Source organism: Alkalicoccus luteus (assembly GCF_012034335.1).
GTDB classification, from domain to species: Bacteria; Bacillota; Bacilli; order Bacillales; family Salisediminibacteriaceae; genus Alkalicoccus; species Alkalicoccus luteus_A.
This window is the reverse complement of record NZ_JAATHJ010000004.1, coordinates 144,210-157,640: the sequence shown is the minus strand read 5'-3', so window position 1 is coordinate 157,640 and position 13,431 is coordinate 144,210. Positions and strand designations below refer to the sequence as shown.

The following is a 13,431-nucleotide window of genomic DNA, read 5'->3' as shown; positions in this document are numbered from 1 at the left end:
TGCAGCCGGCTGAATCTTTTAGCAAACGAAAGGAGGAAGCGTCATGCTTGAACAGCTGAAACAGGAAGTGCTCGAAGCAAACCTCGCCCTCCCCCGCTATGATCTTGTGACATTTACTTGGGGAAATGCAAGCGGTTTTGATGAGGAATCGAAGCTGATGGTGATTAAACCGAGTGGAGTGAGCTATGACGAGCTGACGGCGGAAAAAATGGTCGTAGTAGACCTCAACGGCCATACCATTGAAGGTGAACTTCGTCCGTCGTCTGATACCCCGACCCATCTGGAGCTGTACCGCCGCTTCACAGGCATTGCCGGCATTGTACATACCCACTCGCCGTGGGCAACAAGCTGGTCACAGGCAGGCTTGGAACTGCCGGTGTTCGGTACGACCCACGCCGATTACTTTAATGGAGCCGTTCCATGTACGAGACCGATGACAACAGCGGAAATCAGCGGCGACTATGAGCTTGAAACAGGAAACGTGATTGCGGAAACATTTGAGACAAAACAGCTTTCCCCACTGGAAGTTCCGGCAGTATTTGTGCACGGTCACGCCCCGTTTACGTGGGGAGCGAGTCCGGCTGATGCCGTTTATCATGCCGTCGTGCTCGAAGAAACAGCCAAAATGGGGTCTCGAACAAGAGCCCTTCAGCCGAGTGCATCCGGTATTTCGTCTGCGCTGCTCGACAAGCATTTTTCACGAAAACATGGCAGTCATGCTTATTACGGGCAGGCTGGAAAGGAGGAAAGCCGATGAAACAGTATGCAATTGGCGTCGATTTTGGAACTGAGTCCGGAAGAGCCGTCCTCGTTTCCCTGGAGGATGGCCGGGAGCTTGCGGAGCACGTGACGCCTTATGCCCACGGCGTGATGGACACCGCGCTTCCGGACGGCACGAAGCTTGGGCACGAGTGGGCGCTGCAGCATCCGCAGGATTATCTGGACGTGCTTTTCACATCCGTTCCTGCTGTTATCAAAGCCGCTGATGCCGATCCTGCCGATATTGCCGGCATCGGCATTGATTTTACCGCGTGCACCATGCTCCCGGTAGACGAAAACGATCGGCCGCTTTGTTTTCACAACAAACACAAACACGATCCGCACAGCTGGGTAAAGCTGTGGAAGCACCATGCCGCCCAGCCGCACGCAGATCATCTCAATGAGCGCGCCGAAGCAATGGGTGAAGATTTTATTCACCGGTTCGGCGGCAAGCTCTCGTCGGAGTGGATGCTCGCCAAATCTTATCAGATTGCGGATGAAGCACCGCACATCTACGACGAAGCGGATAAATTTGTCGAAGCTGCCGACTGGGTCATTTCCCAGCTTACCGGAACGTTCACACGAAACAGCTGTACAGCGGGCTACAAAGCTGCCTGGCACAAAGAGGACGGTTTCCCGCCTGCTTCCTTTTTCGCCTCTGTCCATCCGAAGCTTGAAAACCTCGTCTCAGACAAATTGAAAGGGCCGATTCTTCCTCCAGGTGCGAAAGCCGGGTCGATCACTGCTGCGGCAGCTGAAAAAACCGGGCTTCCGGAAGGCTTGCCTGTCGCCGTCGCAAACGTCGATGCGCACGTGTCGGTGCCCGCTGTCGGCGTCGTAAAGGAAGGCAGTATGGTGATGGCAATGGGTACGTCAATTTGCCACATGCTGCTCGGAAAAGAGGAAACGTATGCAGAAGGCATTTGCGGCGTCGTCGAAGACGGTATTTTACCAGGCTATTACGGCTACGAAGCCGGTCAGTCGGCGGTCGGAGATATTTTCGCCTGGTTTGTCGATACGTGTGTACCAGCCTCCCTCACCGAGGAAGCTGAAGAAAAAGGCCTGTCGATTCATGAGCTTCTGACGGAAAAAGCAGCGAAGCTTGATCCCGGTGAAAGCGGTGTTGTCGCGCTCGACTGGTGGAACGGCAACCGCTCCACGCTCGTCGATACGCAGCTGTCCGGTTTGTTTGTGGGCATGACCTTACAAACAAAGCCGGAAGAGCTTTACCGTGCGTTACTGGAAGCAACCGCCTTCGGAACGAAACAGATTGTGGAAACGTTGCATCAGTCCGGTGTGCCGGTAAACGACTTGTACGCCTGCGGCGGACTTCCACGTAAAAATCCGCTGCTTATGCAAATATACGCGGATGTAACAGAACGGCCGATTTATACTGCCGATTCCGTACAGACGCCGGCACTCGGCTCCGCTATGTTTGCAGCAGTCGCCGCCGGAGAAGAAAATGGCGGGTTTGCAACCATCACCGATGCGGCAGCGCGTATGGCACGTGTGAAGGATGACGTGTACCAGCCGTCACTCGAGAAGCGCGATGCGTACCGTGATTTGTACAGCGCTTATAAAGAACTGCACGATTATTTCGGACGCAGCAGCGGCCTTATGAAGAACCTGCTGCGCGGACGAACGAAAACACAAACGACAGAACCAGCAGGCGGTGGCAGCATTGAACGTTAACAGTGAATTTTGGATGATAACAGGAAGCCAGCACTTATACGGCCCCGAAACACTCGATCAGGTGAGCAGCCAGGCGAACGAAGTCGCCGGCCATCTGACAGAAGCACTCCCCTTCCCCGTTAAGGCGCACGCGCTCGTCACGACTGAGCAGGAAATAACGCGGGCGATTCGCGAGGCGAACGAGCACGAAAGCTGTGCAGGCGTGATTGTATGGATGCACACATTCTCTCCAGCCAAGCGCTGGATTCAGGGTCTGATGGAGCTCGGAAAGCCGATGCTTCATTTCCATACCCAGCACCATGAACAGATACCATGGCAGTCGATTGATATGGACTTTATGAATCTCAACCAGTCCGCACACGGCGACCGGGAATTCGGTTTTATCTGCACGCGCCTCGGCCTGAACCGCCGCGTTATTGCCGGTCACTGGAAGCACGAGGCGATTCAGGAGGACATCGCGTCCTGGATGCGGACAATGACGGCCGTGCAGGAAAGCCGTAAGCTGAAGGTGCTGCGCATCGGCGATAACATGCGCGGCGTCGCCGTAACCGAAGGCGACAAAGTCCAGGCGCAGAAAGACTTCGGCTGGACCGTAGACGGCTACGGCATCGGTGATATTGCGGATGCCGCGGACCGTTTTTCAGAGCAGGATGTGCAGGCGCGGTTTGACGACTATCGTCATCGCTACGAAATCCCTTCCGCAAAGGCCGATGACGCTGCTTTTCGCCAGTCCGTCTTAGAACAGGCCAAACTGGAGCTCGGCATCGAGTATATGCTGCAGGAGTACGGTTATCACGCCTTTACGACAACGTTTGAAGACTTGCACGGCGTACCGCAGCTTCCCGGGCTTGCCGTGCAGCGCCTGATGGAAAAAGGCTACGGCTTTGCCGGTGAAGGCGATTGGAAAACAGCCGCTCTCCTGCGTATGATGAAAACGATGACCGGTAACGACCGTACAAGCTTTATGGAGGACTATACGTATCACTTTACGCCGGAAGGGACGCAGGTGCTCGGATCACATATGCTCGAAGTATGCCCGACGATCGCCGCGAACCAGCCTGAAATCGCCGTACATCCGCTCGGAATCGGCGGTAAAAACGATCCGGCCAGACTCATCTTTGACGGCATTGAAGGCGAGGCGGTTAACGTCAGCATCGTCGATATGGGCGGCCGCTTCCGTATGATTGCAAACGACGTGACGGCCGTACGCGTTCCTGAGAGCACGCCCAAGCTCCCGGTAGCGAAAGTACTGTGGGAGCCGAAACCGGACTTCCGTACTTCTGCTGAGGCCTGGATTTATGCAGGCGGTGCGCATCATACCGTTCTCTCGTTCAGCGCCACGAGGCATCAGGCGGCTGATCTCGCCGACGCACTCGGCATCGAATTCATCAGCATTGATGCCACTACCGATCTCTTTACGTTTCGACAGATGCTTAAACAGCGTTAGGTAAAACAGCCGGCTCCCCCTGCCGGCTGTTTTTTGGTGCTCGGTTTAAACCGGAAAGATGGACACCTCTCATTAAAACCGCACGATCAATACCTGAAAGGAAGCTTCCGGCTCCCGGAAGCAATCCGACTGAAGGCGCTTTTCGACAAGGTTGAACGTTTTTTGTGGAAGTTGAATGTTTTCGCCCGACAGTTGAACGTTTATTCGTTATAGCAGTTTTAAGTTGAAGCTCGTAAACATATGACAGACGTTCTTGAAGCTTTTGAAGGAAAAGTTGAATAGATGGCAGGCGAAGTTAATGCTTTTTATACTAGCTTCATTTTACCGCAGAAGTTGAACACTTTCAAAACAACAACCCATCATCGACCTCCGCAGGCTGCGCCTGCCTTTATTAAAACCGTTTCAATAACCTCAAGCCGTCATGTCTCTCCTCAAATGATAACGTTCGACTTGAAATGAAAACTTCACCCTGACAAATAATAAGTTTTTCTCTATAACGCACGCCGTTTGATAACCATAATAAGTTATCCGCTGAAAATGAAATGTTTGGAGGCCTGAATGAAAACTTCCGGACTCCATATGAAAACTTTCCGCCGCCGTTTGATAACTTTCAGCCTGTCACTAAAAAGCATTCAAACAAAAAACCAGAAAGGCTACTGCCTCTCTGGTTTTCTTTATTAGTCAGTTAATCCCCGTTTGGATCGTCTGACGATATGCTGAACCGCCTTGTAGACGGCTTCTTTTTCTGTGATATACAGTTCTTTTGCACGTCCTTCTTCAAGCGGGATTAAATGCACGTAAAAAAGAGGTGATCCAGTGGCGGACTGGTCAATATCCATTTTAAGATCGTATTCACCGCTCTGATACATCGATTCGATCTTCCTAATATCCACTAAACCGCCCCCCTGCTGTTTTTTATTTCGCTACCCTCAAAAAGTATTTTTAGTATACCATTATTCATGATTTAATGTAAAACATTTGTACACCCCTATTTAACTTTTATAGAGGAGGACATATGTTCTTATTGATTTAAAATAGCAGCCTCCCGCTCATGCGAAAGGCTGCTCATCAAACCCGATTCAGCTGTTTTTCCAGCTTTTCAGTTCGTCCACGGACTGCAAGTGTACTTCGTCACCGTCTGCTTCATCGCCGTCCCACTCCAGCATGCCGCCTTCATAGTTCGCGACGTTCTCGTAGCCCTGTCCTTTTAGAAACAAGGAAACCTTCTGTGAGCGGTTGCCGCTGCGGCAGACGAACACGTACTCTTTTTCTTTATCGATCCCGTCTGCAAGCTCCGGAATGGACATCATCGGGAGCAGCGGTACGCCGGGAATATGGCGCTTCGTATACTCTTCCGGCTCCCGTACATCGATGACGATCTGATTCGGGCTTTTCTGCTCCAGGATCTGCTTCAGTTCCTCTTTATCAACCTGCTTGATGCCGTCCTGTTCGTAGCTCATCGGCTTCACTCCTTCTCGCTCATTCTCTTTTTAGTTTAACGCTGATTGCCCTCGTCTGTAAACGATCAGCGGTTTAATTCCACATCACGCAAGTAGTAGAAGCTTGCCGGATACTGGAAATACCCTTCTACATCGTCGGAAAGTCCCGTTACAAGATCCGGGTAGTATAAATAGCCGTAAGGAAGTTCATCTGCAAGAATCTCCTGTGCTTCTTCATAAAGTGCAAAGCGGGCATCCTCGTCGCTTTCCTGACGCGCTTCTGTTAACAGCGCATCGATCTCATCGTCCTCATAAAAGGCACGGTTTCCGGAAGTCCCGGCATTGCTCGAGTGATAGAGCGCGTACATGCCGTAATCTGCGTCAAGCGTCACCGTTCCCCAGCTGCCGAGAAACAGTTCTGTGTCTCCCTGTCCGGCAAGTTCCAGGTAAGTCCCCTGCTCGTATGATTCAATCGATACATCCACGCCGATCTGCGAAAGCTGTGCCTGAATCAAAGCAGCGGCATCTTCGTTTTCGCGGTCATCGTTCGTGACGAGCGTAACTTCCAGACCATCGCCGTAGCCCGCTTCTTCAAGCAGCTGCTGCGCTTGTTCCGGGTCGTAAGCCGGAGCTTCAATACTGTCAGAGTACCCGAACACGTCCGGTGCAAGCGGACCTTCTGCGGTGATGCCGGCCCCGTCAAGCACACCTTCTACAATGTCTTCTTTATTCAGTGCCATATAAATCGCACGGCGGACGTCCGCATCGTCAAATGGCTCCGCTTCTGTATTGAAGCCGAGATAAGCCATGCGAACACTGTTTTGCTCATAGGTGCCAACGCCTTCTGCTTCTTCAAGTCGTTCCATATCCTGCGGATTCACTGGATAAATGACGTCAAGACCGCCCGTTTCCAGCTCGCCGATCCGCGTCAGGCTTTCCGGTACTACCTGGAAGGAAACGCCTTCGACATTCGCAGGCTCTTCCCAATAGTCGTCGTTTCTTGCAAGCGTCACATAATCACCGGACACGTAGTCTTCCAGCTGGAAATAGCCAGTGCCTGCGGCTTCCTCATCAGCCACGTCAAATGGGTTGCCGCCTGCCTCCAGTTCTTCGTAGGAAGCTTCGATCATGTTGGGGCTGACAATGCCGCCGCCAGGATGCGCCAAATGAGACGGGAGCGCCGCGAACGGCGCATCCGTATGCATGCGTACCGTATACTCATCGACTACTTCCACTTCTTCAATCATGCTGAAAATAAACGAGACCGGTGATGCGATATCCTCATCTAAGATCCGGTCAAAATTTATTTTTACGATTTCAGCGTCCAGCTCTTCGCCGTCATGAAACGTCACGCCTTCACGGATCTCAAATTCCCACACCGTATCTTCAACCTGTTCATAGCTTTCCGCGAGCCACGGTTCCAGCTCCAGGTCATCATTCATAAAGACAAGGCGATCGTAAATCGTCGCGTTAATCGAATTGGACACGTTCTCGTTCGCACCGTGCGGATCCAGTGCTACCGGGTCAGATGCCACGCCGACCTGCAGGTAGTCCTCTTCTATCCGCTCCCCCTCTGCTTCAGGTGCCTCATTATTATTCGCCGGCTCTTCACCGTTATTCCCGTTGTTTAACCCTTCCTCCGGCTCACCGGCGCAAGCGGCCAGCAGACCGGCGCCAATCATCAGTGCTGCATACTTTTTCATGTTCATTTCCCCCTTCTCACTCTAAACCGACAAACTATATCGGCTTTATGGACTTTTACTAGTATAGAAAAGCTTACCTGGCGTGTCAACTGAGTTGAATTCATCTATGATATGCTACATAAAAAAGGAGGACGTGCGGATGGATATACAGTTCAGACAAGAAGCTGATGAAGATATGGAAACAATCGAAAACGTGATTGTAAAGGCCTTTCAAAAGGAAGAAATGAGTGATCAGACTGAGCATGAACTGGTGAAACGCATTCGCCAGTCCGAGGCTTATATACCGGAGCTTGCCCTTTCGGCTTTTCTAAACGGAACCCTTGCCGGTCACATCATGCTTTCTCGAATCGAAATTGAGCAACCGGATCAAACGCGGATCCCGTCACTGGCGCTAGCGCCCGTTTCCGTTTTACCGACGCTGCAGGGCCGCGGCATCGGCACGGCATTGATTCGTGAGGTGCTTCAGCGCGCTGCTTCTGCCGGGCACCCTTCTGTAATCGTGCTTGGACATCCTGATTATTATCCGCGGTTCGGCTTTCAGCCGGCTTCGGGATTCGGTGTCCGTGTCCCTTTTGACGTGCCGGATGAAGCATTCATGGCGCTGGAGCTTGAACGAGGGGCGCTTCAGCCAGGCATCATACGGTATTCCGCTGCGTTTCAACTGTAAAAAAACCAGAGCTCCCACTTATGCTGGGGCTCTGGTTTATTCGTGACGATGCTTTTCTTTTTCTTCAGCTTCCTTTGCCCGTCGTTCCACGTCACGCATGTGATCGTTCCGTTTCGACGCGGTGCTCGCATAAACGAGAAACATCGCGATCAGAAGAACGGGAATCAGCAGGCTCTGCAGGTTTCCGAATAGATCTCCCATCGGCATTGCTCCTTTATCTCCGTTTCCCTCAGCTTAGCAGGGTTTCCAGTTCATGTACAGCAGCCCTTCTCCGCCAAAAAGAGCATATCGGAGAAGGCACGCAGCGCTTCTTTTACTGATCACAGGGCCCTCTTCACTTTTCATTAGGCTATGTTAATGTTTAGTGTTGATATAATATAAAAATTCATTTAATAAAAACCTTAGCTGTTCAATCGATGAATAGCTAAGGCTGATAAATAAAACGTAAATTTAATCGTTTACAATATGGATGGTGGTGGAGACATTCATTTCATTAGTATAAACACTTTCTCCATCTTCATAGTTTTCTTCTAAGGTAAAATGAGCAGTAGCTACAATGTCGTAAGTTCCTTCCTCAATATTATCGGGGAATTGATTTGGAATTAACGTTGTTTTCTTAGGTTCTTTTGGCACTAATGTAGTGTTTCCAATATTATCTTCACCTGTGGTTATATTAGTAAAAACATTTTCATCATCAATAAGCTTGAATAAAAAAATCGTATCGGTTGGATGATAAACAGTGAGTTCTTCTTTGTCACCTAGATAAGTGAACTTAGCATTAATTCCCTCAAAACCTTCTTCTTCATCTACAAATATCGCAATCTCATATTTATTCTCTTGCACAATATTAGCAGGCGGTTCTTGATAACTAACTTCAGAACTATTTTCTGTAGTATCGTTATTTTCATTTAATTCAATATCTGCTGAATCAACATCCACAGTATTTGTTCCACAAGCACTTAAAACAACCATACTCATAATCCCCAAATAGAAATACCTCATGTTACAACCACCTTTTATAGCGCTAGTTACTAAATTATTCCACTAGTTAGATGTGATGAAACGCCGAAAGTCTTAATGTCATATTAGTTTCATGGCAAGTAAGAGCACTTCCATTCACTAAAAACTCTTTTACTGTACAGGATTATTTTGAGAGTAAAGAAAGTAAGTTTGTCCATTTCTACGATGCTTTCTAAGTAAGGATGTGCTACTTGCTGGAGTGTACGCAAAACTTTGTGCAGCCAGTAAAATAGAGTCACATAATGTACATTTGGAGTCATAGAAGCAGATTTTCTTAGAGAATGGCCCTCAATCATACATTCAATGAATTTTACCCATGCCGATAGTCGAAACGTTCGATATAGAGGGCTGTTAGTTAAATCGGTAAAGGTTTTACGTCAGCCTTTACACTTAATATCACTGTTTTTTTGTGAGTTTTATCATCAACTTTAGATACATATGCCCCGAACCTTACAATGCTTGTGGAATGACAGTTTGGGTATGTCTACCCTCTATGGTGTTTTCGCTCTCGAATCTCCTCTAGATAAGGCTCCATGGAAGAGTTCAACGATAAGATGCTCATATTGTGATTCCGTATTCGCAACTTTGCTTCTTCCAAAAGGTTTTTTAAGGCCTTCACTATTAATTCTTATCCATGGTCCTTTCCTCATAAAAGTCAGTACCTCTATTATAGAACAAAAGTTCCTATTTATCGAATTTCAACACTGAATTTTAACTGAGACACTCATGCAATGACAATCTGCACCATGAAAGAGGAACATCACGAACGCTGTGGAACGAAGGCGAGGACACCCAAAGGATCAGCGCAGTGCGAGAATCCATGTTGGCGACAGGCTCTTTCGCCAACATTAGTCGAGAACAAGCCCTTGGGTAAGCCTTCGCCGAGAGTGGAACAGCTTGATGTACATTGTTTGAACGAGCTATTTTCAAGGTAGCCCTTCATTAAGAAACCGCTCCCCACATGGAGGAGCGGTTCGTTTTTAGCGGTTCAGCTCAACATCCTTCAGGTAGTAATAACCGGATGGATACTGCCAGAATCCTTCGACATCGTCTGTCACAGCCGAGATCGAGCTAGGGTAGTAAAGAAATGCGTAAGGAGATTCTTCAATGAGCAGGTTCTGCGCTTCTTCATAAATTTCCAGACGCTCTTCCTCTGTCTGTGCTTCACGACCAGCTTCGAGCAGAGAGTCGAGCTCGTCATTTTCAATGAAAGAACGGTTACCCGGTGGTCCGGCGTTACTGGAATGGAACGGTCCATAGAGGCCGTAGTCTGCATCCATTGTCACCGTGCCCCACGTGCCGTAGAACATTTCGGTATCCCCGTCGCCAGCCATTTCGAGATATGTTCCGATTTCATACGATTCGATCGAAACGTCGATACCAAGTACGCTCAGCTGCGCCTGAATCAATTCTGCGGCATCGATAGAATCCTGGGATTCACTTGTGAGAAGACTTACTTCAAAGCCTTCCTCCACGCCGGCATCCCGCAGCATCTGCTCCGCTTCTTCTGGGTCGTATTCCAGCGCGTCCAGGTTTTCCGACGCTCCGAACACTTCCGGTGCAATCGGTCCGTCTGCTTTAATACCGGTGCCGTTCAGCACGCCTTCAATGATATCGTCCTTGTTTAGTGCCATGTGAATGGCTCGTCGTACTTCCGGATCATCAAACGGCTCAACGTCTGTGTTAAAGCCGAGATAGGCGAGCATAGAGCTCGGCTGCTCGTTCAGGTTGACGCCATCAGCCTGCTCCACCCGGCCGATGTCAGAAGGAACGACTGGTACGGAAATATCAATACCGCCAGTTTCCAGTTCGCCAATACGCGTCAGAGGCTCCGGAATAATTCGGAACGTGACACCTTCGACATTTGCCTCGCCGTTCCAGTAGTCTTCATTTCGGCTGAAGGTGACGTATTCCCCGGAGTTATAGTCTTCCAGCTGAAAGTATCCGGTGCCTGCTGCCTGCGTATTCGCCGCGTTAAACGGCGAGCCGCCTTCCTCCATTTCTTCATAGGAAGCCTCGATTAAAGCCGGGCTCACAATTCCGCCGCCCGGATGCGCCAGGTGGGACGGAAGCGGTGCAAACGGAACGTCCGTCGTCATCTGTACCGTATAATCATCGATGACTTCGACCTCTTCAATCATGTCAAAAATGAAGGCGACCGGGGATCCGATATCTTCATCTAGAATCCGCTCAAAGTTCATTTGCACGACCTCGGCGTCCAGCTCTTCCCCGTCATGGAACGTGATGCCTTCACGGATTTTAAACTCCCACGTCGTTTCATCCAGCTGCTCAAACTCTTCCGCGAGTCCCGGTACAATTTCCAGGTCTTCGTCTACGTAAACGAGTCTGTCGTACACCGATGAGTTAATCGCGTTTGCGACGTTCTCGTTTGCTCCGTGCGGATCAAGCGCTACCGGGTCAGTCTGAACCCCGATTTGCAGGTAATCTTCCTCAACCCGCTCGCCATCGCCTTCTTCGTTTCCTTCTGACGCTTCCACATTGTTTTCAGCGTCGGTGTTTTCTGCCGGATCATTCGTGTTTTCCGGTTCCCCGGCACAGCCGGCAAGAATCAACGTCCCGACTAATAGCCCTGCGTACTTCTTCATGCTGTCTTCCTCCCCTGAAAGATTATTTTATTTTTTCTACCAAACTATGTAACATTTTTCTAGTATATGAAACTGTCTGAATAATGTCAATATTAGCTATGATATCCTGAAATGGAAATGAGATCAGCTTCTTTCGTCTTACATACACATGTACAACTGGTTCATCTGTCGTGTGACTTCCGTTCTGACTTCCTATAAGAGGAAAAAAATACCGATTATCTTATGTTACGATATCATTACAGAACCGTTAGTGAGGGATGTTCATGTCAGCACTCGTTAAACTGCGAACGAAGCAGATGCTCGTTTTTAATCTGGTGCTGCTACCAGCACTTACCGGAGCGGTTCTCCTTATTGAACGACTAGGGCTGTCGCTGCAGCTTCTGTTTACGCTCGCCGCCGCTGCGGGTGCCCTCCTGCTGATGCGCGATGGAATTCCTTTTCCGTTAACCAAAAAGATTAACGAGCACGAAAAAGAAGCCGTCCACATCACCCAGGAGCGAAGACGCAGTGCGCTTGCTTTCGCGGTACTGACTGCTGCGGCAGCCGCAGCTTTTGCATCCGATAATGCTGTTTCGGTTTCAACGGGCGTGTTGATCACAGCAGCAGGCGTGCTTTTCCTGACGATGAACCTGCATAAGCTTACGCATATCGCAGCAGTAGACGGGGCCAATAGTCCGGCTCATTTTCAGCAGCGCCGGGTCCTGATTCGATTCGCTGCAGGCCTGAATCTCTTTGCTCTATTTACGATTCTTTCATTCATTGTATCAGCGCTCTAATGGTTCCGGAGGTGTCAGACGTGTCTTCCATTCGCAAACTTCGCATCAAAGCAGCTAAGCGTGATCGCCTGCAGCACGGCGCTCCTGCTCTCCGTTACGTTAGTTGTCATTGAACAGGCCGAGCTGACCATTCGTTACGCTGCGGCCTCGATCCTGCTCATCGGGATTGTCCTAACGACTTTTCGTTTGTCCCGAAAAGAGGTTCCGAGTTCCCGGCTGTCTCTTTTCCGTCGGGCGCAGCAGTACGAATGGGCAAAACTAGGAACAGAATGGCCGGCGTATAAAAGCGTCCAGAAAAATCGCCGCCTGTCTACCAGGCTCTATATAGCCGTTTCCTTGGCGATTACGTGGGCCGGCATCACGCAGCTGCCAGCAGATGAACCGATTCGCTTCGGCTTTGCCAGCGGCCTCGTGACTGTACTGATGGTGACAGCATTGATGGTGCTCACGAACGCCTTTCACTACGCCGCTGTCGACAAAGCTGAATCGATTGAAGAATTTAAGGATCATCAGCAGTCTGCAGATGTTGCAAACCTAATCGTATACTTCTTTTTCGTCCTGGCAGTCTTTGGAGTTGTTGAACAATTCGATATCGTGATCTTTTAGGATTAGATCACTCCGCTTTCTCTACAGATGCACTGAATCTATTTGTTGAGCAACTTGAGACGTAATGAACGAACGTGAATCTGATTCGAAATCTCGCGAAGGAGGACATAGTATGTCTGCCCACCCTGATTCCTTGTCAAAATATGAGCTTTACCGGCTGCGCCGCCTGGAGAAGCTGGCGTACGCCGGGATGATCGTAGCGTACAGTGCTGGCAGTGCTCTGCTTGCGTACGTCATTCCGCTGCAGCTGCTTCTGTTTGCATCTGCCGCTGCGCTGACATCGTACACCATCTACCGCATACAGCGCGGCCCCCGTGAACCATGGCTCGCCGCTTCCAGAAGGCTTGAGGCGTACGAAAAACAAAAGCTCGGCCCGGATTGGCCAAAAGCAGTAAAACAGAGAGATCCCCGCCAAAAGCGCTACGCCTGGCTGAGCGCCTTCGGTGTTGTTTTGCTGCTGACAGGCGGCTGGCTGACCGAGCCGGGGACGTATTACTCGTTAACCATGGCTGAATTTACCGGCTTCACGCTTCTCGTTCTGCTCACCTTCGTCGTCTACTACCACTTTGAGAAAAAACCGATTGATCTGGCAACCGCCGGTTGGGAATATCAGATGCTGAAGCCGAAGTTTACGAAATGGAAGGTCATGTCGTTGTTTGCGATTCATTACTTTTTTATTAACGCCGGAGTGCCCGGACTGTAGAAGGGAGACTTAT

At 49.9% G+C, this 13,431-nt stretch carries 13 protein-coding genes; 7 read left to right on the top strand and 6 right to left on the bottom strand.

Annotated elements, in window-relative coordinates; translation table 11 throughout:
- Positions 1–43: 43 nt before the first annotated feature.
- The 3 genes from HCN83_RS04535 to araA are packed head-to-tail and all read left to right on the top strand — an operon-like array spanning position 44 to position 3,898.
- Positions 44–757, top strand: coding sequence for an L-ribulose-5-phosphate 4-epimerase (locus tag HCN83_RS04535; protein ID WP_168005130.1), 714 nt, complete (start codon positions 44–46; stop codon positions 755–757).
- The gene (locus HCN83_RS04530; protein ID WP_168005129.1) at positions 754–2,451 is read left to right on the top strand and encodes a ribulokinase; all 1,698 of its coding nucleotides are present in this window, start codon (positions 754–756) and stop codon (positions 2,449–2,451) included. Before HCN83_RS04535 ends, HCN83_RS04530 begins: the two co-directional genes overlap by 4 nt.
- Positions 2,441–3,898: an L-arabinose isomerase gene (araA, locus tag HCN83_RS04525; protein WP_281351683.1), complete on the top strand. Its 1,458-nt coding sequence runs from the start codon at positions 2,441–2,443 to the stop codon at positions 3,896–3,898. The genes HCN83_RS04530 and araA overlap by 11 nt, the downstream gene beginning before the upstream one ends.
- Before the next feature lie 677 nt (positions 3,899–4,575).
- Here the strand turns inward: araA and HCN83_RS04520 are convergent.
- The 3 genes from HCN83_RS04520 to HCN83_RS04510 form a co-directional block, all read right to left on the bottom strand.
- Positions 4,576–4,791 carry a hypothetical protein gene (locus HCN83_RS04520; RefSeq protein ID WP_168005127.1) on the bottom strand — a complete coding sequence of 72 codons (216 nt, stop codon included), beginning with the start codon at positions 4,789–4,791 and terminating at the stop codon, positions 4,576–4,578.
- 186 nt (positions 4,792–4,977) lie between these two features.
- Positions 4,978–5,358 carry a rhodanese-like domain-containing protein gene (locus HCN83_RS04515; RefSeq protein WP_168005126.1) on the bottom strand — a complete coding sequence of 127 codons (381 nt, stop codon included), beginning with the start codon at positions 5,356–5,358 and terminating at the stop codon, positions 4,978–4,980.
- A 65-nt stretch (positions 5,359–5,423) separates the two neighbouring features.
- Positions 5,424–7,040: a glutathione ABC transporter substrate-binding protein gene (locus tag HCN83_RS04510; protein ID WP_168005125.1), complete on the bottom strand. Its 1,617-nt coding sequence runs from the start codon at positions 7,038–7,040 to the stop codon at positions 5,424–5,426.
- 139 nt (positions 7,041–7,179) lie between these two features.
- Here HCN83_RS04510 and HCN83_RS04505 point away from each other — a divergent pair, with 139 nt between their 5' ends.
- Positions 7,180–7,707, top strand: a complete 528-nt coding sequence (locus HCN83_RS04505; protein WP_168005124.1) for a GNAT family N-acetyltransferase — start codon at positions 7,180–7,182, stop codon at positions 7,705–7,707.
- A 36-nt stretch (positions 7,708–7,743) separates the two neighbouring features.
- Here the strand turns inward: HCN83_RS04505 and HCN83_RS04500 are convergent, their stop codons facing one another.
- From HCN83_RS04500 to HCN83_RS04490, 3 genes are all read right to left on the bottom strand, one after another.
- Positions 7,744–7,908 carry a hypothetical protein gene (locus HCN83_RS04500; protein WP_168005123.1) on the bottom strand — a complete coding sequence of 55 codons (165 nt, stop codon included), beginning with the start codon at positions 7,906–7,908 and terminating at the stop codon, positions 7,744–7,746.
- A 249-nt stretch (positions 7,909–8,157) separates the two neighbouring features.
- Positions 8,158–8,709 (bottom strand): hypothetical protein, encoded by a 552-nt coding sequence (locus HCN83_RS04495; protein WP_168005122.1) that lies wholly within the window; start codon positions 8,707–8,709, stop codon positions 8,158–8,160.
- 998 nt (positions 8,710–9,707) lie between these two features.
- Positions 9,708–11,333, bottom strand: a complete 1,626-nt coding sequence (locus HCN83_RS04490; protein WP_168005121.1) for a glutathione ABC transporter substrate-binding protein — start codon at positions 11,331–11,333, stop codon at positions 9,708–9,710.
- A 263-nt stretch (positions 11,334–11,596) separates the two neighbouring features.
- On the opposite strand from HCN83_RS04490, the gene HCN83_RS04485 reads away from it, so the two are divergent.
- The 3 genes from HCN83_RS04485 (at position 11,597) to HCN83_RS04475 (ending at position 13,418) form a co-directional block, all read left to right on the top strand.
- Positions 11,597–12,109 (top strand): hypothetical protein, encoded by a 513-nt coding sequence (locus tag HCN83_RS04485; RefSeq protein WP_168005120.1) that lies wholly within the window; start codon positions 11,597–11,599, stop codon positions 12,107–12,109.
- A 60-nt stretch (positions 12,110–12,169) separates the two neighbouring features.
- On the top strand, positions 12,170–12,715 hold the full coding sequence (locus tag HCN83_RS04480; protein WP_168005119.1) for a hypothetical protein: 546 nt from the start codon (positions 12,170–12,172) through the stop codon (positions 12,713–12,715).
- A gap of 112 nt (positions 12,716–12,827) precedes the next feature.
- Positions 12,828–13,418 carry a hypothetical protein gene (locus tag HCN83_RS04475; RefSeq protein WP_168005118.1) on the top strand — a complete coding sequence of 197 codons (591 nt, stop codon included), beginning with the start codon at positions 12,828–12,830 and terminating at the stop codon, positions 13,416–13,418.
- Positions 13,419–13,431 lie beyond the last annotated feature (13 nt).

Coding starts and splice junctions, on each gene's coding strand:
- HCN83_RS04535 (WP_168005130.1), top strand. CDS start 44: ATGCTTGAACAGCTGAAACAGGAAGTGCTCGAAGCAAACCTCGCCCTC.
- HCN83_RS04530 (WP_168005129.1), top strand. CDS start 754: ATGAAACAGTATGCAATTGGCGTCGATTTTGGAACTGAGTCCGGAAGA.
- HCN83_RS04515 (WP_168005126.1), bottom strand. CDS start 5,358: ATGAGCTACGAACAGGACGGCATCAAGCAGGTTGATAAAGAGGAACTG.
- HCN83_RS04510 (WP_168005125.1), bottom strand. CDS start 7,040: ATGAAAAAGTATGCAGCACTGATGATTGGCGCCGGTCTGCTGGCCGCT.
- HCN83_RS04505 (WP_168005124.1), top strand. CDS start 7,180: ATGGATATACAGTTCAGACAAGAAGCTGATGAAGATATGGAAACAATC.
- HCN83_RS04500 (WP_168005123.1), bottom strand. CDS start 7,908: ATGGGAGATCTATTCGGAAACCTGCAGAGCCTGCTGATTCCCGTTCTT.
- HCN83_RS04495 (WP_168005122.1), bottom strand. CDS start 8,709: ATGAGGTATTTCTATTTGGGGATTATGAGTATGGTTGTTTTAAGTGCT.
- HCN83_RS04490 (WP_168005121.1), bottom strand. CDS start 11,333: ATGAAGAAGTACGCAGGGCTATTAGTCGGGACGTTGATTCTTGCCGGC.
- HCN83_RS04485 (WP_168005120.1), top strand. CDS start 11,597: ATGTCAGCACTCGTTAAACTGCGAACGAAGCAGATGCTCGTTTTTAAT.
- HCN83_RS04475 (WP_168005118.1), top strand. CDS start 12,828: ATGTCTGCCCACCCTGATTCCTTGTCAAAATATGAGCTTTACCGGCTG.